20 protein-coding genes are annotated in these 19,728 nt (G+C 53.7%); 7 read left to right on the top strand and 13 right to left on the bottom strand.

The window, feature by feature from the left end; all coding sequences use genetic code 11:
* Positions 1-29: 29 nt before the first annotated feature.
* A complete protein-coding gene (locus GE278_22030; protein QLK63475.1) occupies positions 30-701 on the top strand; it encodes a hypothetical protein in 672 nt (223 codons plus the stop codon).
* A gap of 253 nt (positions 702-954) precedes the next feature.
* Here GE278_22030 and GE278_22025 read toward each other — a convergent pair whose 3' ends face one another.
* The 7 genes from GE278_22025 to GE278_21995 form a co-directional block, all read right to left on the bottom strand.
* Positions 955-2,202 carry a tellurium resistance protein TerF gene (locus tag GE278_22025; protein ID QLK63474.1) on the bottom strand — a complete coding sequence of 416 codons (1,248 nt, stop codon included), beginning with the start codon at positions 2,200-2,202 and terminating at the stop codon, positions 955-957.
* Between the two features lie 109 nt (positions 2,203-2,311).
* Positions 2,312-2,887 carry a chemical-damaging agent resistance protein C gene (locus GE278_22020; protein ID QLK63473.1) on the bottom strand — a complete coding sequence of 192 codons (576 nt, stop codon included), beginning with the start codon at positions 2,885-2,887 and terminating at the stop codon, positions 2,312-2,314.
* An 80-nt stretch (positions 2,888-2,967) separates the two neighbouring features.
* Positions 2,968-3,546: a chemical-damaging agent resistance protein C gene (locus tag GE278_22015; GenBank protein ID QLK63472.1), complete on the bottom strand. Its 579-nt coding sequence runs from the start codon at positions 3,544-3,546 to the stop codon at positions 2,968-2,970.
* Positions 3,547-3,596: 50 nt separating this feature from the next.
* On the bottom strand, positions 3,597-4,640 hold the full coding sequence (locus tag GE278_22010; GenBank protein QLK63471.1) for a TerC/Alx family metal homeostasis membrane protein: 1,044 nt from the start codon (positions 4,638-4,640) through the stop codon (positions 3,597-3,599).
* Between the two features lie 28 nt (positions 4,641-4,668).
* Entirely contained in the window at positions 4,669-5,124 is a 456-nt protein-coding gene (locus tag GE278_22005) for a Tellurium resistance protein TerB (protein QLK63470.1), read from the bottom strand.
* Positions 5,125-5,167: 43 nt separating this feature from the next.
* Positions 5,168-6,328, bottom strand: coding sequence for a tellurium resistance protein TerA (locus GE278_22000; protein QLK63469.1), 1,161 nt, complete (start codon positions 6,326-6,328; stop codon positions 5,168-5,170).
* Positions 6,328-6,918, bottom strand: a complete 591-nt coding sequence (locus GE278_21995) for a tellurium resistance protein TerZ (protein ID QLK63468.1) — start codon at positions 6,916-6,918, stop codon at positions 6,328-6,330. The genes GE278_22000 and GE278_21995 overlap by 1 nt, the downstream gene beginning before the upstream one ends.
* A 321-nt stretch (positions 6,919-7,239) precedes the next feature.
* On the opposite strand from GE278_21995, the gene GE278_21990 reads away from it, so the two are divergent.
* The 6 genes from GE278_21990 to GE278_21965 all read left to right on the top strand — a co-directional run bounded on the left by GE278_21990 (position 7,240) and on the right by GE278_21965 (position 12,943).
* On the top strand, positions 7,240-8,328 hold the full coding sequence (locus GE278_21990) for a carbamoyl-phosphate synthase large chain (GenBank protein ID QLK63467.1): 1,089 nt from the start codon (positions 7,240-7,242) through the stop codon (positions 8,326-8,328).
* A complete protein-coding gene (locus tag GE278_21985) occupies positions 8,325-9,470 on the top strand; it encodes an adenine/guanine phosphoribosyltransferase (protein QLK63466.1) in 1,146 nt (381 codons plus the stop codon). The genes GE278_21990 and GE278_21985 overlap by 4 nt, the downstream gene beginning before the upstream one ends.
* Positions 9,470-10,264: a hypothetical protein gene (locus tag GE278_21980; GenBank protein QLK63465.1), complete on the top strand. Its 795-nt coding sequence runs from the start codon at positions 9,470-9,472 to the stop codon at positions 10,262-10,264. Before GE278_21985 ends, GE278_21980 begins: the two co-directional genes overlap by 1 nt.
* Position 10,265: 1 nt before the next feature.
* On the top strand, positions 10,266-11,345 hold the full coding sequence (locus GE278_21975; GenBank protein ID QLK63464.1) for a hypothetical protein: 1,080 nt from the start codon (positions 10,266-10,268) through the stop codon (positions 11,343-11,345).
* Complete coding sequence (locus GE278_21970; protein ID QLK63463.1) at positions 11,345-12,301, top strand: citrate lyase subunit beta; 957 nt, start codon at positions 11,345-11,347, stop codon at positions 12,299-12,301. The genes GE278_21975 and GE278_21970 overlap by 1 nt, the downstream gene beginning before the upstream one ends.
* Positions 12,302-12,463: 162 nt before the next feature.
* Positions 12,464-12,943 (top strand): tellurium resistance protein TerW, encoded by a 480-nt coding sequence (locus GE278_21965; protein QLK63462.1) that lies wholly within the window; start codon positions 12,464-12,466, stop codon positions 12,941-12,943.
* A gap of 75 nt (positions 12,944-13,018) precedes the next feature.
* Here the strand turns inward: GE278_21965 and GE278_21960 are convergent, their stop codons facing one another.
* From GE278_21960 to GE278_21935, 6 genes are read right to left on the bottom strand one after another with little or no spacing between them, the layout of a single operon-like run.
* Entirely contained in the window at positions 13,019-13,789 is a 771-nt protein-coding gene (locus GE278_21960; protein ID QLK63733.1) for an ATP-binding cassette domain-containing protein, read from the bottom strand.
* A 25-nt stretch (positions 13,790-13,814) separates the two neighbouring features.
* A complete protein-coding gene (locus GE278_21955) occupies positions 13,815-14,681 on the bottom strand; it encodes an ATP-binding cassette domain-containing protein (GenBank protein ID QLK63461.1) in 867 nt (288 codons plus the stop codon).
* Positions 14,653-15,558 carry an ABC transporter permease subunit gene (locus GE278_21950; GenBank protein QLK63460.1) on the bottom strand — a complete coding sequence of 302 codons (906 nt, stop codon included), beginning with the start codon at positions 15,556-15,558 and terminating at the stop codon, positions 14,653-14,655. Before GE278_21950 ends, GE278_21955 begins: the two co-directional genes overlap by 29 nt.
* Positions 15,555-16,598, bottom strand: coding sequence for an ABC transporter permease subunit (locus GE278_21945; protein ID QLK63459.1), 1,044 nt, complete (start codon positions 16,596-16,598; stop codon positions 15,555-15,557). Before GE278_21945 ends, GE278_21950 begins: the two co-directional genes overlap by 4 nt.
* A complete protein-coding gene (locus GE278_21940; GenBank protein ID QLK63458.1) occupies positions 16,595-18,241 on the bottom strand; it encodes an ABC transporter substrate-binding protein in 1,647 nt (548 codons plus the stop codon). Before GE278_21940 ends, GE278_21945 begins: the two co-directional genes overlap by 4 nt.
* A gap of 52 nt (positions 18,242-18,293) precedes the next feature.
* Complete coding sequence (locus tag GE278_21935; GenBank protein QLK63457.1) at positions 18,294-19,448, bottom strand: enolase; 1,155 nt, start codon at positions 19,446-19,448, stop codon at positions 18,294-18,296.
* Positions 19,449-19,728 lie beyond the last annotated feature (280 nt).

Below are 19,728 nucleotides of genomic sequence, written 5' to 3'. Positions count from 1 at the left end.
TTATTTATAATTATTAAAATGGATTTATCATGAAAAAATATCTTATTGTATTACTCTCTCTGGCAGCCTCAAATGCACATGCAGTCTATATGGATGTGCGTCATGAATATCTTGATGACAGTAAAGCAAACTATGACCGTGTCTATATCTCTAATCGTTTTAGTAACGGCTTTGGATTCGCTGTCGAAGCCATTTCAAAATCAGGGGGTGATGACACCAATAAAGCCTTCAATGATTTAGAAGTTCAGGGAAATGAATACACAGTCAATTACCAGTTCAACAGGGGTGATGTTGCCTGGCAGCCGGGGTTTGTACTGGAAACAGGGAGTGGCTATTCAACCTATAAACCCTATTTACGCACTATCTGGACGATTAATCAGGCATGGTGGCTGGGTGCCCGTTACCGGTTTGAGTACACTCGCCGCTCTTCCGACTCGCGCAATGATGACACCGTAAATCGTATGGATGTCTGGGCGGGATATAAATGGAATAGCTTCGACTGGACACTGGAAGGGATCTATAAAAAAGCCGATAAGTATGACCTCTACAATAACAGTAAATATAACTACGAATATAATTTCAGAACTGCTTATCTCATTGGCGCGTGGTCTCCGTTTGTGGAAGTCGGCAATGTCTCATTGCGAAGCACCACCGATGAACGTCAGACGCGTTTTCGTGTAGGACTAGGTTATACGTTTTAAATTTCTTGAATGAAATTCTTTATTGCTCTTCTTATACGCAAAGGGAATGAGTGCAATCAATTATAAAAATCGCTCAGTTTTATTTAATGTTTCCCATCCAGGGCAGTGGAATAATGGAGACAAGGTGAAATAAGATAAACTGAAAAACCAAACCCGCGAAAGCGGGTTTGAATGGCTAAGCGGCAAGAATATGTGAGTTCCCAAGAAAAATTTTCCTCTAATGCACAAAGCCTCTTTTGGGGACGCATAGCGCTTAGCGCAAAATACGCTCCTGCTTCGCCGCCTGAGTCCAGTCCTTGAACTCCTCCAGCAGCAGATCATAAAGCCGTTCATCGCTCAGGGTGGCAAAGTCATCGATCGCGAAGAAATGCGTATTATCAAGCCGCCGGTCAGTAAAGGTATCTAACTTCTCCAGAATTCCATAACCGCTGCCCCCGAGACCCACAAACTTCCAGAAGATAGGATAGTTCGCCGAGCGACTGATAGCATCTTTGATCGCCCGAGTTTTACTGATACCGCCGTCCGTTATAAACACCACGTAAACCGGTAAATCACTGTGTTTAAAGGTATCGATAATCTCCTCAAGCACAGGTGGCTCATTATTGGTGCCCCCTAACCCCGGCAAGAGCTCCCAGCGTCCTCGTCTGCCTGAGTTCTGGATATCAGCCACGTATCCTTCAAGATTATCCAACGTGACGTCTTTGAACTTGCGATGCTTCTCGGCAAAACCCCACATATCCATATCGCCATCATCATCAAATTGCACTGCCAGTACAGCGATCCTGTCGAGAACGGCCTGAACGTGCCCTTTTTTAAACTCGCTCGTCATCGAACCGGAGGCATCCAGTACAAAGACCACTTTCGCCCTGGCCGACTGGAGATTGTGTTTGGTCAAACTGACGGTGGCCGTTTTCGCCAGGCTGATGAGACGCGGCGCTTTTTCCTGAATACGTTTTTCAAGGCTGACCGTAGTGATGACTGCCGCAGGAACCGGCGAGGGAGACGAAACATCGACACCGAAGTTGACTGCCAGCGGCTCAAGACCGCCATTGAACCCTTGTCCTGACGCTCTTAACTTCCAGCCGCTGTTATGGCGATAAACTTCGCCGAGGATGAGCGCTTTTTCACTGCGATCGGCGAGCGGGACATTGAAAACGGCAACGCCTTCGACATTTAACTGGATTTCCTGCAAACCGGAAATGGAATCTGGGCCATCAATGACCACCGTAATCGCAATCTTTGTGATGTCGGCATCGATCTTACTCAGATCCAGAGAAAACAGGCTGCGCTCTCCGGATGTCGTCAGACTCAGGCTGCCATTTGGAGCGGCGGGCTGGTTGAAGAAGATGAAATCGTCATCTCCCCTGACTTTGTTTTGTGCTGTGAGCATGAAGGCGGAAGCATCGACATCACTGCCGAAAGTTGCTGCCTTGGGATAAGAAACGGTGATGCGTAGTAGGTTCTGTGTCAGGGCAATGTTTTGTCCGGATTGCAATTCCATTTTGACCATCCTGTGTATTTGAGAATAACTGTGCCCGCAGGCTGCATTCCTCATAAATACAAAAAAGCCCCGCGGTTTTACCAGCGGGGCTGTCAGACTTACGCGCGATTTAGATGTTCACGCCATGCTGAGAGGCCAGTGCGGACAGGCCGCCAGCAAAGCCCTGACCGACGGCTTTGAATTTCCATTCTGAGTTGTTGCGATACAACTCACCAAACACCATCGCCGTTTCGGTGGACGCATCTTCAGACAAGTCGAAACGGGCAATTTCAGTGCCGTTATCGTTGTTGAATACACGCATGAAGCTGTTGCTGACCATACCGAAGTTTTGTTTACGTGCTTCTGCATCGTAAATCGTTACAGCGAAGACCAGTTTTTTTACTTCAGCAGGGATTTTGGACAAGTCGATTTTGACCTGTTCATCATCGCCGTCACCTGCGCCGGTACGGTTGTCACCCATATGAGTCACGGAACCGCAGGTGCTGGTTTTGTTGTTGAAGAAGATGAAGCTCGCATCAGAAATGACTTTACCATCATCACCGACCATGAACACTGAGGCGTCGAGGTCAAACTCTGCGCCGTCTGTTACGCGTGCATCCCAGCCGAGACCGACCATGGCCACATTCATGGTTGGGGCTTCTTTAGTTAAGGATACGTTGCCGCCTTTAATCAGAGAAACTGCCATTTAAAACTCCTGTAATACGTTATGTTCATTACAGCAGGCAGCGGAATGCCGCCTGCTGGACTACAAAATATCTTGCTCAATTACGAGGCGTTGATGCCGTACTGTGCGCACACAGAGCTCAGGCCGCCCGCATAACCCTGACCCACCGCGCGGAATTTCCATTCGGTGTTATGACGATACAGCTCACCAAACAACATCGCCGTTTCGGTTGAGGCATCTTCAGTCAGATCATAACGCGCCACTTCCTGATGATTGTCGTCATTCACCAAACGGATGAATGCGCCAGAAACCTGACCGAAACTTTGACGACGCACGGTCGCATCATGGATGGTCACCACGAAGACGATTTTATCGACTTCAGCAGGGATCTGATCCAGTTTGATTTTCAGTGCTTCATCATCACCATCGCCTTCACCGGTACGGTTGTCGCCGGTGTGCAGGACGGAACCGTCGGTAGATTTTAGGTTGTTGTAGAAGATGAAGTCTGCGTCACCGCGCACTTTACCTGCGCTGGTCAGCAGGAACGCTGAAGCATCAAGGTCGAAATCCTGGCCGTCAGTTGAGCGGGCATCCCAACCCAAACCGATCAGCACATTTTTCATTGTTGGTGCTTCTTTGCTTAAAGAAACATTACCGCCTTTAGAGAGTGAAACGCCCATAATAATATCCTCTATAGTTAACGTTAATTTTCAAGTGGGAAGGCAAGGGCTTAGCCCTGTTTGCCTTCCTCAGCATCAGGTTTTCCCGGGAACAATACGCTGACGATAATACCCACAGCCAGTACGCCCAGAACAACAAACAGACTTGCGTTAGCAGAAATATTGTAACCGTGATGCCACAGATGGTCGGTTGCGTTAAGACCCAGTTTCACACCGATGAAGAACAGCAGCACGATAACCGCTTTCTCAAGGTGCGCCAGGTACTGTTTCAGCGCTTCCAGCACGAAGTACATCGTACGCAGGCCAAGGATGGCGAACATCATGGCACTGTAAACGATCAGTGGTTCACGGCTTACGGCGATAACCGCAGGAACGGAGTCAAAGGCGAACATGACGTCGGACAATTCCACCACGGCCAGACACAGCATCAGCGGTGTGGCGTACAGCGCCGCTTTCCCTACGCGACCCACTTTAATGTCTTTGTTCTCAGGTTTTGCCAGTTCTGCGTCGACTTCTTTCTGGCTTAACAGGAACGAGTGTCCTTTCAGCTTCGGCCAGATTGGGAAGAAGCGTTTCACCATACGATAGGCGATGTGCTGAGAGTAATCTTCGATCTCGTCATCATCCCCGCCGCTTTTGAGCATCATCACTGCCGTCCACAACACGACGACCGCAAAGACAATCTCGACCCAGGGACCCAGCGTTAGCAGGCTTGCGCCGATGGCCACGAAGATACCGCGGAACACAATCGCCCCGATCACACCCCAGTAGAGCACACGGTGGCGCAGGTTATCCGGTACAGCAAACCACGAGAAGATAGCCATCATGACAAACAGGTTATCAACCGACAGGACCTTCTCCAGCGCATAACCGGTGATAAACAGGCTGGCCACTTCAGAGCCGTGATGAATGTAGAGGAAGCCGGCAAATGCCATCGCCACGACGATCCAGAAGACCGTCCAGAGCGCAGCACTTTTCAGCGAAATCGGCTTGTCATGACGATGCATGAACAGGTCGATGAAAATCGCACCGAGTGCCAGAACAACAAATACCGTGACGGTTTCAGCCGGGAAACCGATATGCGTGGATACCATAAATAGCCCTTAAGCCAGAGTGTTAAAATTAAAGACCGAATTCGGCCGGGGTGAAACCTAATGCCAGAGCAATTTCGCGGACTGCAGTTTGTTCGTCCTGATCGAAGTCACCGTCGCTTTTCGCCACGGCGATACCGACGCGAACCGCAAGCTGGGCCGCTTCTGGCTGGCTTTTCAGCGCCAGAATGTATTTCATGGTTTCGCCTTTACCGATTTCGTAGTCGAAGCTGAAGCTGGTCACCAGTTCATTGAAGAACGCGATCACTTCTTTGGTTTCGAATACTTTCAGTTCAGGGGAGGCCTGAAGGAAGCCGATCATCTTTTGCTTTTCTTCAGAACTCACGCCATTACTGGAGACGGCGATGCGTGCGCACACGGCCACCGTACCCTGCATAAATTTTTTGTTTTTGAAACGGCCAACCTGTTTGGTTAACTCGTCACGACCGCTGTTGAATGCACCTTTCACTTTGTCGAAGAAACTCATGTTTTCTGCCCTCGGATTATGAAAATTATGTTGAGTAACAATACTATTTGGAGCCCGCAGACCAGCGAAAGCCCCAGCCGAGCGCGTTATCCATGTCTTTATGGCCGCTGTAAAACTGGTTCAGACGCTCTACTTTGATGGTCCCGTTTTCATTCACCAGACGGGCGATCGCACACATATTGTGGCGGTTAGAACCCTCGGTTAAGCGCGTTTCAATCGGCGGTTGATCAGGAATGTGCATCGTGACCACGCCGTCGGTTTTATCCCAGCTCGCGACACCTTCATAGATGAACGCGTAGATCAGGACTTCACGAATTTTCTTCCACTCACGTCCATTGATGTGCAGCCACTCGCCGTCGCGAACCTGGCCGGTGCGATCATCGCCCTGCAACTGGACAAACGGCTCAGCGTTCAGACGGCCAAACGTGTTGCCGAGCGCCTGAATGACCCCTTTGGTGCCGTCCTGCAATTCAACAAATGCCCCTAAATCGAGGTCAATACCTTTGGATTTGTTGAACATGCCGCCGAACATACCCCCGCCGGAACCGGTATTGCTTTCCTGATTCCAGTTAAGGTTGATTTTGATCTCACCAAAGTTGTCCCGCTTCGCCAGACTGATGGTCGGTTTCTCTTTGGTCAGAGATACTTTGCTCAGGCTAATTTTAGCAGGCGCTGGCGTCGGGGCTGGAGCAGGTGCCGGAACGGGTGCATCTGAAATATCCACACCAAAATGCTCGGCCAGCGGTTTCAGGCCGCCGTTGAATCCCTGCGCAATAAAGCGGAATTTCCACTCGGCATTGCGACGGTAGATTTCACCCAGAATCAGCGCAGCTTCCTGACGTCCGTTAACATCGACATCGCCGGTCAGCAGCACACTGCCGTTCTGCTCAACCTGAATCGTCAGACGTTTCAGGCCGGAAAGCGTCATATTGCCGTCGCAGGTGGCGGTGAAAGCCAGCTTCTCGACGTCAGGACGCAGGCGATTAATGTCCACGGTAAACGCAGTATCGGTGCCCGCTCCGGAGAGTTTTACTGACGCATCGTCATTGACGGGCTGGCCGTAAAACACCATGTCAGGATCGCCCTTCACTTTGCCGGTGGCATAAAGTCGGAAGGAAGAAGCATCGACCGGGACGCCAGAAAGCACGCGCACCGTCAGAACCTGTGAAGGAATAGAGGCATTGCCTCCCGGCGTCATAGTCATTAGCGCACCACCGTAGCCACGATATCGGAATGCATATCATCAATAGTACGGCCAGTTGAGGCTTTGCCGTGCGCAGTGAAATCCCATTCGCCGTTGTTGCGCGAAAGCGACGCAATAATGATACCGGTATGCGAGCCCTGCTCCGTCAGTTGATAACGGGCGAGTTCTTTACGGGATTGATCCACTACGCGGCAAAATGCGTTGTCGACTTCGTTGAAAGTCTGGCCACGAAAACTGTTCACGGTGAACGCCAGATATTCCACCTGCGCAGGCAGGCGGGTCAGGTCAACGGTAATCACTTCATCGTCGCCATCGCCTTCACCGGTCAGGTTGTCGCCCTGGTGGACAACGGAGCCGCAGCTTGATTTCAGTTTGCGGAACCAGATGGTGTCGATGGTCTGGCCTGCGCGGTCTAACAGCACGCATCCTGCGTCTAAATCAATTGAATCGTTACCGCCGCCACCTAAAAGACCACCCAGGAACCCCTTTTTCTTTTTCAAAGGATCCCAACCCAACCCGAACTGGAGTTGATTTAACGAAGACGTTTGTTTGCTGAGTGAAACAGTTTGGTTCTTGCTTAATGAAACCATTAGATATTCCTTCAGAGATAGGTTAAATCATTATTTTTTTGAATCAGAATTCCATGTACTTAAAAATCATATCATGACGAAGTAGTTGCACAAGCCTCAATTTACCTCTAATTTGCATTTAAAATTTAAATCATTGATATGATGTGTCTATTTTTGGATAATTTACGTTTTCTGACGATTTAAGATAACAAAAATCTGAGTGTGACCCACAAATTCACAACATGACAATATAAATCATGTTATGATTGACAAGTTCAAGGTCCCTACATAGACTCTCAGAGAATTCTTCTTCCCCTCTTCATTTCTGGAATATATACGCCGATGAGTCACGTAATTTGGTTAATGGAAGGTCTGTCGTCACAGCGCGACATTATTTTAGGCATCAAAGATTTTTTTAAATTCGAAAATAAAGATGTCACCGTCATTGCCTCTCATCGCCATCACAGAAATGAAATCCTTTCTCTGGCAGATATCGCACTTATCGAGCCGCCGGAGGACGAAGACCGTCTGGCGTTTATTACCTCCACCGTCGCGCAATATGGCGTGAATGCCATCCACACCGGTCGCAATTGCCAGTGGTTTGAAACGCATCGCGCTGACATTGTCGCCTCTGGCGTCACACTCACCACCGGTGCGGTCAGCAACGCCATGTTTGAACTGGCTGACGATAAAGTGGATTTCGCCAGCGCCATGCAACAACACGGCCTGCCGGTTGTGCCCTCGATCCGTATCGAATCAGCCGAGGAGTTACGGGCGCAACTCGCCAACAACACCAGTTCCGAATCCCTGTCCGGCACCACCATGCTGTGCGTGAAACCCGTTGTCGGTATTTATGGCATGGGATTCTGGCGATTTGATGACAACGTCAGCCACATGGCGGCGTTCACTCATCCGGACAGCCGTAAAGTGCGCCCGGATATGTATCTGCATGCGATAGAACAGATGGAAACCTTTGAGCCGCTGGTGCTGATGCCTTATCTGCCCGGTCCGGAATACTCTGTCGATATGCTGGTGGAACGCGGAAAAGTCATCGCGGCGGTAGCCCGTCGTAAAGAAGGGGCGCTGCAATATCTCGAACAGTCTGGCCCGGCATATGAACTCGGCAAAATGTGCGCCGAAGTGATGCAGGCTGATGGTCTGGTGAATGTGCAAACCCGCAATAACGATCACGGCGAGCCGGTCTTACTGGAAATTAACATGCGCCCAAGCGGCGGCATCGGTTATACCCGCCACAGCGGCGTCAATCTTCCCGGCCTTTTTGCCGCCCGTAAGCTCGGTCTGATCACAGAAGCTCAGGCTATGACCGCAGCGACCGGGAATTTCTCACCGGCCGTTGTACGCTCGATGACAGATGTTATCCCTTACAACACCACGCTCGACAATCTGTCTTCAGGACAAGGAAATCCATGATTATCCCTAACGCTGTTTATCGCCGTGAGCTTTCCGGCGGTACGCTGACCGTGACCCCGACCGGCGGACAGCATTCGCTGGACGCTTTGTTTGATATCGCAGAGCGCCGCAATCCGAAGCGCGCGTTTTTATTCGTCAGCAAAGTGCTCGGGCGGCATATTCCGATCGCCCCCTCCGTGATGCGCTCTGCCTATCGTCAGCTCGCCCTGCAAATTCCGTCGAATTTGCCCGAGCCGGTGTTGTTTGTCGGCATGGCGGAAACGGCTGTAGGGCTTGGTGCTGGCGTCTATGATGAAGCCTTAAGCCGTTATAAAAATTCCGTGTATCTGACTTCAACGCGTCATCCGGTGGCAGGCGATCTGCTGTGCGAATTTAAAGAGAATCACAGCCACGCGACGGATCACCTGCTCTATCATCCGGCGGACCCGGTCCTTCGCGCCAGAGTGCGGGATGCAAAAAGTCTGGTGCTGATCGACGACGAAGCCACCACCGGTAATACCTTCATCAATCTGCTGGAAGCCTTGCGTGCTGACACCGGGCTGTCGCAGCTTGAGCAGGTGGTGACCGTTACGCTGACCGACTGGAGCGGCAACGCGATTGAAGCCAATTGTCCTCTGCCGGTCACACCGGTTTCTTTGGTGCAAGGCGACTGGCACTGGGAAAGCAAACCGGATGCGCCGGTTCCGGTCATGCCCGCAGTGAACGTCACCGCGACCGGCAGCGTTACCATCACCGGCAAACAGAGCTGGGGACGCCTTGGCATGGCTGTTCCGGCGCGCGATCTGGGTAAAGCGGTCACCGCTGCCACAGGCGAGAAAGTTCTGGTGCTGGGTTCGGGCGAATTTGTCTGGGAGCCGCTGCTTCTGGCGGAGCGTCTCGAAAAACTTGGCGCTGACGTGAAGTTCAGTTGCACTACCCGCTCTCCAATTTCGACCGGGTATGCCATTAAATCCGCCATTGCCTTTGCGGACAACTACGGGCTCGGCATTCCAAACTTTGTGTACAACATCGCGCATCAGCGCTTCGACCGCATATTGCTGTGCGTGGAAACGCCCGCCGACAGCGTCGATCCTTCCCTGCTCGATGCTCTGAGAAACGTGGCGAATACCGTTGAGGTAGTGGTTTATGAAGGTGACTATTAATGAATAAGCCGGTCGTTTTTTCCGATCTGGACGATACGCTGTTTCAGACGCGCCGTAAGATGGTCGATGAACTGGCGCTCGAGCCGTTCAGGCCGGGTGCGCTGGATCGTTCCATGTCCGCACGCAGCTTCATGACCGAAGAACAATCCATGCTGGTGGACTGGCTGCTCGAACACGCTGATTTTATTCCGGTTACCGCACGTGGCACAGAAGAAATCAGCCGCGTGACCATTCCGTTCAGCTCATGGGCAATTGCCACCCACGGCGCGGTGATCCTCACCCCGCAGGGCGAGCCGGATGAAGAATGGAAAGCCCATATGCTGGAAAGTCTGGCGGCCTACCGCGAGCGCCTGCTCACTATGCAACAGGGCATCACCGAACTGATGGCTAAGCGCAATATCAGCGGCTGGGCACGCATTAATTACGAATATGGCGACACGCCGGTGTATCTGGTGATGAAGCACACCGACAGCACCCGCCTCGAAGAGCTGTATACCATCGGGGAAGAGATCGAAGCCACGTTCTCCACCGAAGGTTTTTACATTCACAGCAACAGCAACAACATTGCGTGGTTGCCAGCACCGGTCGAAAAAGGCCTGGCGACGCAATTCCTGCTAAAAAAACTGCGGGCAGAACGCGGCGTATTTCCGGTAATCGGTCTCGGCGACAGCCTGAGCGATCACCGTTTTATGAAACTGTGTCACTGGTTTGGCATGCCACAACAGAGTCAGTTCGCTGAGGAAATTAACCAGAAAATTTTCGCAGAAAGTCATCATTGCGCCGGGGAGAAATAATATGCAGCCATTTACGCCATTTTCCGGCTCGTACCTGCCGGAAGACGTACACTTTCTGTTAACGCCGGTAGAAATGGAAATGACGCCGGTTGAGCAAAAAGAACAGCTGATTCAGTCCGGTGAAAAGCACTATTCCGAGATGCTGAGTCAGGAACCCGAGCCGACCGCGTGGCATCTGGACTTATTTTCCCGCGCGCTGGAGCAGGGCGCGGTCCGCCTGGCGAAAGAAGTGGTGATGCTGGCGAAAGCGCTGGCCGCCCGATTTGGCGATACGCCGGTGGTGCTGGTCAGTCTGGTGCGCGCCGGTGTGCCACTGGGCGTGATGTTGCAGCAGACTCTGCGGGCGATGGGCAAGCAGTCTCACCATTATGGTGTCAGCATTATCCGTGACCGTGGGATCGACGAAACAGCGATGGACTGGATTGAAACCCGGCACGGCACTGAAGGCATCGTATTTGTCGATGGCTGGACCGGCAAAGGTGCGATCACCGGCGAACTGCGCCGCTCGCTCGCCTCGCGTGCCGGTTACCCTCAGGATCCGCGGCTGGTCGTGCTGGCCGATCCCTGTGGCGTGTCCTGGCTTTCCGCCAGTGACGACGACTGGCTTATCCCGTTTGGCATCATGGGCGCGCCAGTTTCCGGACTGATTTCTCGTTCAATCTGGTCATCCGATGGATTGCACGGCTGCGTGAAGTGCGATCACCTGAGCCAGTATGAGTGCAGCCGCCTGCTGGTCGATACCGTGGCCGACTGCCGTAACGCGCTGGATCTCAATGCCATTCCTGCCAGCCCGTGGTTGCCAGAAAATTATGTGCATCTGAAGACGCAGAGCGAACGGGTGATTGCTTCGCTGGCAACTGAATACGATATTTCGAGCATCAACCGGATTAAGCCGGGCATCGCCGAGGCCACGCGTGCCGTGCTTCGCCGCGTTCCGGAGCACGTTCTGGTGCGTTCCGTGAACGATCCGGACGTCGCGCTGCTGGTCTATCTGGCGCGTGAAAAAAACATCACCATCACTGAAGTCGGTGACCGCATCGGCCAGTACCGCGCCGTCACCATTATCAAAAAGGTTCACTGATGACAAAGAGACTATCTCCCTACCGGCTGGGCGCCACGCTTTACATGCCCGCCACCCGTAACGATATTACGGGCAGCATTCTGAGCAATCAAATCGACGGACTGCGTTCCATCGTTATCTGTCTGGAAGATGCGGTGAGCGACGCCGACGTTCCTGCGGCGCTGCAAAATCTCCGAGAGGTACTGGTCGCGCTGAAATCCGCGAAGGACGCCGGTCAGGGTGCAGACTGGCCGCTGGTATTTATCCGTCCACGCGACCCGGAGATGGGGAAATTCCTCACCGAAACGGAAGATCTCACCCCAGCCGACGGGCTGGTTCTACCTAAGTTCACGCTGGAATCGTTGCCGGTCTGGTGGGACATCATGAAAGACACGCACCTGTGTATGATGCCGACGCTGGAAACCGAAGATGTGTTTGACGTGATGCAAATGCGCAAGCTCGCAATAACGCTGCTGGAGCATCCGTGTCATTCCCGCATTATCGCTCTGCGCATCGGCGGTAACGACCTGATGAATGTGATTTCACTGCGCCGTCCGCGCAATCTTACGCTTTATGACAGCCCGATGGGTTACGTGATAAAAATGCTGGTCGCAGTGTTTGGTTCAAGGGATTTCGCCCTGACCTCGCCGGTGTGTGAGCATATTGACGATCACGACGTGATGGAAAAGGAGCTGGCGCTGGACATGGCGCACGGGCTGGTGGGCAAAACCGCTATCCATCCGAATCAGATCGCCAAAATCGAACGTGCACTGATGGTAACTTCAGCCGATCATGCCGATGCACTGCGCATTCTCAATTCCAGTCAGGCCGTTTTTAAATCTCAGGGCGCGATGTGTGAACCTGCGACTCACCGCCGCTGGGCGGCACGCGTACTTGAACAGGCGCAGATTTACGGTATAGCGCAGGAAGAAATACAGGATGGCGTCCGGTTTTTCACAGCTAACCACCTGAATTAAGTATTTTCTCACAGGTTGATTTACCTGATGTTGAGGAAAACCCTGCTAGGATTTTCGGCCCTGCAGGCGCCATGGAAAGGTAGTAAGAAGGGAAACACATAAAAATAACCCGAATTTTCCATGCACCATCGCCCATTACACGACGACAGGCACTGACTAATCATGCAACTCAGCACACGACAAGCACGTATTTTCCGACTGGCACAGTTGCTCGGTAACCGACAACCGGTGTCGGCAACAAGAATCATCACCGAGCTTGCCTGTTCCGAACCCACGCTGACACGGGCGTTGAAGGAAATACGCGAAACCTATTCGGCTGAGATTAAATACAGCAAGGCGACGCACTCGTATCAGTTGACCGGACCGGGAACGCTGGATAAAAAAACCCTTCGCCAGATGCACCAGGCACTGCTGTCCAGCGACGAACACAAAAGCAGCGAAGCCGTCAGCCACGTTTCGCTGGATAAAGAAAAGAAAAAGCCTGTTTCGCTCTCTCTGCGCATGTCGGTGCTCAGAAAAATCGACCGGCTGGCGATGCTGGTGGACACGTCGCGCAGCGATGCCGTTGAAATGCTGGTTGATCGCTGCATGTCTGACTTAATGACTGCGTTGCGTCAGCCGCAGACAACGCTGCAAAAATAACGCGAATGCTTTCTGCACCGTTCCAAAGAATTGACCGGAACGGTGCAGAGTCCTCACCTACACTTTCTTTGTCACCTACAACATGACCTTCGCCGCCATTTCCCGGCTGTAATTTCGACTGGCGTCCACCAGCACGCGGGTGTAATCCTGCGCAATATCACCGCACAGCAGTGCATCGGTTTCCAGCGTCTCGAGAATTTTGCCAAACTTCATCACTGCAACACGCTGGCAGAGATGGGCGATAACGCCCAAATCGTGCGTCACCATCAGATACGTCAGCCCTTCCTCTTTTTGAAGATCGAACAGCAAATTGAGGATTTCCGCCTGCACAGAAACATCCAGCGCAGAAGTCGGTTCATCGAGTAGCAATACGCGCGGTTTTAGGATCAATGCGCGGGCGATGGCGACGCGCTGCCGCTGACCGCCGGAAAGCTGGTGCGGATAACGGCTGCGAAAACCGCGGTTCAGGCCGACTTTCTCCAGAATGGTATTAATGCTTCGATCGCGCTGGTCGATGCGGTGAATTTGCAGCGGCTCCTCCAGAATATCGCCAATCGTGTGGCGCGGATGCAGCGAACCGTAAGGATCCTGAAACACCATCTGCACCAGACGGCAGCGATCCCGGCCAATTTTGTGCTCGAGCAACTGCCCGTCGATTTCCAGTTCGCCTTTCCAGTGGGTGAACAACCCCGCGAGGCATTTCAGCACCGTGGTTTTTCCCGAACCGGATTCCCCTACCAGTCCGAAAATCTCCCCCTCGCGCACGGCAATATTCACGTCCGTCAGCACCTGCGTGGTTTTCGCCCCCTCGCCAAACGTCAGGTTCAGATTGCGAACGTCGATCATGGTTTTTACTGACATTTCAGTCTCCTTAATCGGTCAGCCAGCTGGCCTGACGTTGCATCACCGGCAGCGGATAACGACGGTTATCCATGTCCGGCAATGCATTCAGCAGTCCGCGTGTGTAAGGGTGCTGCGCGTTATCAAGTTCGGTCGCAGCGATGGATTCCACCACCCGACCGGCGTACATCACCAATACGCGATCACAGAAACTACGCACCAGATTGATGTCGTGACTGATAAATATCAGCCCCAGACCGCGCGTTTTCACCAGATCGTCGAGCAGTGCCAGCACCTGCAAACGAATGGAGACGTCGAGCGCCGACGTCGGTTCGTCGGCAATCACCATTTCCGGGTCAGTGATCAGCATCATGGCGATCATAATGCGCTGCCCCTGCCCGCCCGAAATCTCGTGCGGATACAGGCCGTACACGCGTTCCGGGTCGCGAATACGGACCACGTCGAGCATGTTCAGCACTTTGTGTTTGGCATCCTGATACGAGCAGGCGTGGTGTGAACGCCAGGCTTCGGCAATCTGGTCGCCGACGCACAGCACCGGATTCAGTGAGTATTTCGGATCCTGCATGATCATCGAGATACGTTTTCCGCGCACCTGACGCATCTGCTTCGGCGTAGCATTGAGCAAATCCACCTCGCCAAACTGCATTCTTTCGGCGGTGATTTTTGCTTTCGCCGGATGCAGCTGAAGTAATGCGCGACCGACGGTAGATTTTCCCGAACCGGATTCACCGACAATCGCCAGTTTTTCCCGCCCGAGCTGGAAGGACACGCCGCGCACCGCCTGCGTGACCTGACGGCCATTCACAAAGCTGACGTGCAAATCGCGCACGTCGAGTAACGCCGGAGCGTCAGTCATTTCGGGGATCGAGGATGTCACGCAGGCCATCTCCTAAAAAGTTGAACGCAAGACTGTTAATCAGGATCGCCAGACCGGGGATCGTTGCCACCCACCAGCACTCCATCATGTAGGTACGACCACTGGAAATCATCGCGCCCCATTCAGGATCCGGCGGCTGCGCACCGAGGCCAAGGAAGCCAAGACCGGCGGCAGTCAGAATAATGCCCGCCATATTCATGGTGATTCGGATGATGACCGATGGCAGACACAGCGGCACAATGTGACGCCACAGCACACGCAGCGGAGAGGCGCCTTGTAATCGTACCGCCGAGATAAAATCGGCCTGACGCAGCGAAAGGGTTTCGGCACGTGCCAGACGCGCAATCGGCGGCCAGGCGGTCAGCGTAATTGCGATCACCACGTGTTCCAGGCCCGGACCGAGTGCGGCGACAAATGCCAGCGCCAGCACCAGACTCGGGAAGGAGATGAAGATATCCGTCACGCGCATCAGCACCATGTCGATTTTGCCGCCGAAATAACCGGCAGTGACGCCGAGCAGCAAACCAAGCGGACCCACGGTCACCGACACCAGCAGCACGATGTAAAGCGTGATCCGCGAGCCATACACCAGACGGCTGAAAATGTCGCGGCCAAACTCGTCGGTGCCGAACCAGTGCGCCGCCGACGGCGGGCTGAGCGCGTTGTTTAAATCCTGCACCAGCGGATGGAACGGCGCGATCCATGGCGCAAACAGCGCCACAAACATCAGCACCAGCACAATCGCCCCACCGATGGCAGTCAGCGGATTGCATGCCATCTGCCACAGAAAATGCGTGAGACGGCCAAACGCCCGTTTCACGCGCTGACGTTTTTCATCGCCCGCGCTGAGCGTCACAGAATCGAGGGAAATCGTCATACTTTTGTCCTCGGGTCAAAGACCTGATACAGCAGATCAGAGAGCAAATTCAGCACCACAAAAATCATGCCGACCACCAGCACGCAGCCCATTACTGCATTCATGTCGCCCAGCATCAGGCTGCTGGTCAGATACGAACCAAAGCCCGGCCATGAGAAGACGGTTTCGATTAATACCGCACCTTCAAGCAGCGAACCGTAGGCCAGCGCAACCACCGTCAGCAGTTGAACAAGAATGTTGCGGAACGCGTGATTCCACAGCACATCCCATTCGCTCAGCCCTTTGACGCGGGCAGTAATGATGAATTCCTGCGAAAGCTGCGCCAGCATAAAGCTGCGGGTCATACGGCTGATGTACGCCAGGGAATGAAAACCAAGCAGCGACGCGGGCAGGATCAGATGATTGAGCGCGTTGCGAAACACCTCCCAGTTACCGGCGATCAGCGCATCAATCAGCATAAAACCACTGTGACGCGTGACCTGTCCGTCGAGGCTGAAATCCAGACGCCCCGCACCACCCACCCATCCGAGCCAGGCGTAAAACACCAGCAGGCCCATCATCCCGACCCAGAAAATCGGCGTGGAATAACCGGCCAGACTGATGATGCGTACCACGTAATCTGCGACGCTGTTGCGTTTTGCCGCTGCCAGCACCCCGAGCGGAATGCCGACGCCCGCGCCGAGAATGATCGCCAGCGTCGCCAGCTCCATCGTAGCCGGGAATACGCGCAAAATGTCCTGCGTGACCGGTTTGCCCGTCAGCAGCGCATTGCCGAAATCTCCGTGTGCCAGTCCGGACAGATAGATGCCAAACTGCGTCCACAGCGGTTTGTCGAAGCCCAGCTGGTGATAGACCTGCTGATAGGTGCTGTGGTCAGCATCCGGCCCGACAATCGCCAGTACCGGATCAACCGGCATCACGCGACCAATGAAAAACGTCAGCAGCAGCAGGCCGAACAACGTCACTGCGACCTGCACCAGCCGTTTGCCGATCCGACCGGCCGGAATACCCGACCGCCAGGTTTGCGTTTGCGTGGTCATAACCCTTTACCTCCGGCTGAAGGAGTAGTCGCCTGACTTTCATCTTTATAAACGTCACGCAGGAAAGTGGTGGCGGAAGGGTGCGGCAGATAATTTTTGACGTCCTTACGCACCACGATGGAATCGACCATTTGCGACAGCGGCACCAGTGCCGGGATCAACGCGTCGTAGCGCTCCTGAATGGCGAAATAATCCTGCTTTTGCTTTTCCGGATCGCGTTCGAGCAGCGCCTGATCGATATCCGTATTCAGCTGTTTATCGTAAAACCCGGTGCGCCAGCCCTGAAAATTGGTCAGGCGCGCGGCGTCATTGTTGTCAGGGTTATAAACCAGCGCCCGCAGGCTGGAGTGAGGATGCGGTTCCACACCACTGCCGCCGCGCCCGACCAGCATGTCGAATTTACGTTCGCGCATTGCACCGTAAATCTGGTTGCCGGTGCCGGTAACGATTTTGGCGCGAATGCCTGCCTGCATCAGCGTGGACTGGACGGCAATAGCGATATTAAGGAAGGGCTGATCGGCCAGCACCCGTAGCGTGGTGTCAAAACCGTCAGGGTAACCGGCTTCTGCCAGCAAGGCTTTAGCGCGTGGGATATCCAGTCGGTAGCCAGGATCCGGCAACGTCGCGGGCATTCCGACCTGAATCGGACGCTGGTGAACAATGCCGTAACCGGTCATCAGCGCTTTGCCGATGCCCTGATAATCAATCAGATAGCGTACCGCTTCGCGCACTTTAGGGTTGGCAAAGTGCGGCTCCTTCATGCTCATCGCCACGTAATAAATGGTGCCTTTTTTTACCGTATCGACGGTCATCGCCGGATCGTGGCTTAACGCGGTGACGTCGGAAACCGCCATATTATTGGCAATGTCCAGATCACCTTTTTCGATCATCAGGCGCAGAGTCTGGGACTCCTGAAAATGGCGGAACACGACGCGGGTAAGACGCGGTTCACCGCGCCAGTACTGCGGATTGCGGCTCATGTTCAGCACGTCTTTCGCCTGCCAGCTGTCGAGGCGAAACGGCCCCGAACCGGCTTCGTTGGTCGTCAGCCAGCGGTTGCCCCAGTCGCCATTCACTTCATGCGCTTTGACGGTTTTGCTGTCCAGCGCCACTACGCTGCCGAGCGCGGCCAGCGAGTAAATCACCAGTTTCGGGTCATTGGGTTTGGGAAGCTGAATTTCGACAATGCCCGGCGACGGCGTGCGCACCATCTCATCGACATTCTTTTTGGTGAAGCCGTAAGATTTCCACACCGATGCCTGCGCCAGATTCAGGTGCAGGATCCGGCGCATAGACCACACCACGTCATCCGCCGTAACCGGATTTCCGGAGTGAAATTTCACGCCGTCGCGCAGATGAAATGTGATCAGATCCCGGGCATCGTTGACCTCCCAGGAGGTCGCCAGCGCCGGACGGACGTTGGTCAGCGCACGCGGATCCAGCTCAATCAGTGGATCATAAAGATTCACCACAATGCCGACGATGTCATTGCCGGTCATCGCTGCCGGGTCGAGCGTCAGCAGGTTGTTCATGTTCATGCCGATAAGCAGCTGGTCGGGCGGCGTTTTCGCCTGTACCGCCCCGCCACTCACCGTAAGCAGGAGCGCGAGGAACCACGCCCCGAGGGGTGTGCCTGTGTTCATGATGTACCTTCCGGGTAGAGTCAGAGGTTTATTATTTTTTTCTGCCCGCAGGTCAGTCTCGGCTGACGGTATGGGTTTCTATATACTCAAAATTGATGTCCTCTCCGAGGCCGGGGCGATGCGAAAGATGTACAAAACCCTGCTCATCCATCGGGTCAACGATGCTGTTGAGATAAGCGGCAGGTTCGTCGTATTCAAGGAAGGGGTGCAGCAGGCCGCGTTCGTACCAGCGACAGTTGCGGATTGCACCGACCACCGCCAGGCTTGCCGCGCCGTTGCCGTGAACTTCGCAATCCATGCCGAACGCTTCTGCCAGACTGGCGACTTTCATGCAGGGCGAGATCCCGCCGACGCCGTTCGCGCCGGCGCGTAAAATGTCGCAGGCTCCGGCTTTCACCCAGTCCGCACGGCTGTGATGTTTTCCGCCCAGACTTTCCGGCCCGATAACGTCGATCGACAGGTTTTCTGCCAGCCACGCGTAGGAGGCCATACTCTCTTCCTCCATCGGCTCCTCGAACCACGCGAAGTTGAGTTTTTCCAGTGCTTTACCGATGGTCAGCGCCTGACTGCGGCTGTACCAGTGATAGCCGTCGAGCATCAGCTCGATATCCGGCCCGACCGCTTCACGCACGGCAGCGCAGGCTTTGATGTCCATTTTCGGGTCCGGCGCGAACGCTACCGGCGGCATCCAGGTGTGCAGTTTGATCGCCTGATAACCGCGCGCGACCAGCTTTTCGGCAAACTGCCCGAATTCATCCGGCGTCGACAGCCCGCCTTTCAGCTCATCGCCGCACATGGTGCTGCCATAGGCTGGCACTTTTTCGCGAAATCCGCCCAGCAGCTTATGCACCGGCATATTCAGTTTGCGGCCAATTAAATCCCACAGCGCCTGCTCGACAAACGACAGAGCGCGCTCGGTCAGCTGGTGCGCACTGCCGCGCTGCCAGTGAACCAGATCCTGCCACAGACGTTCGCGGTCAAACGGGTTCTGGCCGATCAATACTTTTCTAAAGAAAGCATTGACCACGTGCGGACGCACAACTTCCGGCGGCGCGAACGAATAACCGCAATCGCCTTCATCGGTGGAAATGGTCAACATCGCCATTTTTGCCAGACTTTCTTCACCCGGATGAGAATGACCCGCGCTGTCTGATACACGACGCGTCGGATAAGTAAAAACAGAAACTTCAACAGAACTTATTTTCACAGCGATACCTGCCATTACTGAGAGAGTGAATGCCCGTCAGGGCGCTCCGGGATTACGGGTTCCGTCAACTTTGTGAGCGCACTCACACTTGGTTAAAACCGCAATCCAGCATTAATAAAATAGCGTTTCATTATCGAAGTTAGCCACTTTATTTGCACATTTCCACGGCTAAAAGCCGAAAATTTCGACGTATGTTTGGGCATCCGCACGGGGGAATGTGAGCATTTTCACGAAAGCAGGGAGAAGTGTGATCTGTACAGGAAATAGACGGAATGATTGT

It is taken from the genome of Enterobacteriaceae bacterium Kacie_13 (assembly GCA_013457415.1).
Classification (GTDB): Bacteria; Pseudomonadota; Gammaproteobacteria; order Enterobacterales; family Enterobacteriaceae; genus Rahnella.
Note: the sequence above shows the minus strand (reverse complement) of the source record. Positions and strands in the feature narration are given on the sequence as shown.

Coding starts and splice junctions, on each gene's coding strand:
- GE278_22005 (QLK63470.1), bottom strand. CDS start 5,124: ATGAGTTTCTTCGACAAAGTGAAAGGTGCATTCAACAGCGGTCGTGAC.
- GE278_21970 (QLK63463.1), top strand. CDS start 11,345: ATGACAAAGAGACTATCTCCCTACCGGCTGGGCGCCACGCTTTACATG.
- GE278_21980 (QLK63465.1), top strand. CDS start 9,470: ATGAATAAGCCGGTCGTTTTTTCCGATCTGGACGATACGCTGTTTCAG.
- GE278_22010 (QLK63471.1), bottom strand. CDS start 4,640: ATGGTATCCACGCATATCGGTTTCCCGGCTGAAACCGTCACGGTATTT.
- GE278_22000 (QLK63469.1), bottom strand. CDS start 6,328: ATGACTATGACGCCGGGAGGCAATGCCTCTATTCCTTCACAGGTTCTG.
- GE278_21975 (QLK63464.1), top strand. CDS start 10,266: ATGCAGCCATTTACGCCATTTTCCGGCTCGTACCTGCCGGAAGACGTA.
- GE278_21985 (QLK63466.1), top strand. CDS start 8,325: ATGATTATCCCTAACGCTGTTTATCGCCGTGAGCTTTCCGGCGGTACG.
- GE278_22030 (QLK63475.1), top strand. CDS start 30: ATGAAAAAATATCTTATTGTATTACTCTCTCTGGCAGCCTCAAATGCA.
- GE278_21990 (QLK63467.1), top strand. CDS start 7,240: ATGAGTCACGTAATTTGGTTAATGGAAGGTCTGTCGTCACAGCGCGAC.
- GE278_21995 (QLK63468.1), bottom strand. CDS start 6,918: ATGGTTTCATTAAGCAAGAACCAAACTGTTTCACTCAGCAAACAAACG.
- GE278_21945 (QLK63459.1), bottom strand. CDS start 16,598: ATGACCACGCAAACGCAAACCTGGCGGTCGGGTATTCCGGCCGGTCGG.
- GE278_21965 (QLK63462.1), top strand. CDS start 12,464: ATGCAACTCAGCACACGACAAGCACGTATTTTCCGACTGGCACAGTTG.
- GE278_21940 (QLK63458.1), bottom strand. CDS start 18,241: ATGAACACAGGCACACCCCTCGGGGCGTGGTTCCTCGCGCTCCTGCTT.
- GE278_21960 (QLK63733.1), bottom strand. CDS start 13,789: ATGATCGACGTTCGCAATCTGAACCTGACGTTTGGCGAGGGGGCGAAA.
- GE278_22015 (QLK63472.1), bottom strand. CDS start 3,546: ATGGGCGTTTCACTCTCTAAAGGCGGTAATGTTTCTTTAAGCAAAGAA.
- GE278_22020 (QLK63473.1), bottom strand. CDS start 2,887: ATGGCAGTTTCTCTGATTAAAGGCGGCAACGTATCCTTAACTAAAGAA.
- GE278_21950 (QLK63460.1), bottom strand. CDS start 15,558: ATGACGATTTCCCTCGATTCTGTGACGCTCAGCGCGGGCGATGAAAAA.
- GE278_22025 (QLK63474.1), bottom strand. CDS start 2,202: ATGGAATTGCAATCCGGACAAAACATTGCCCTGACACAGAACCTACTA.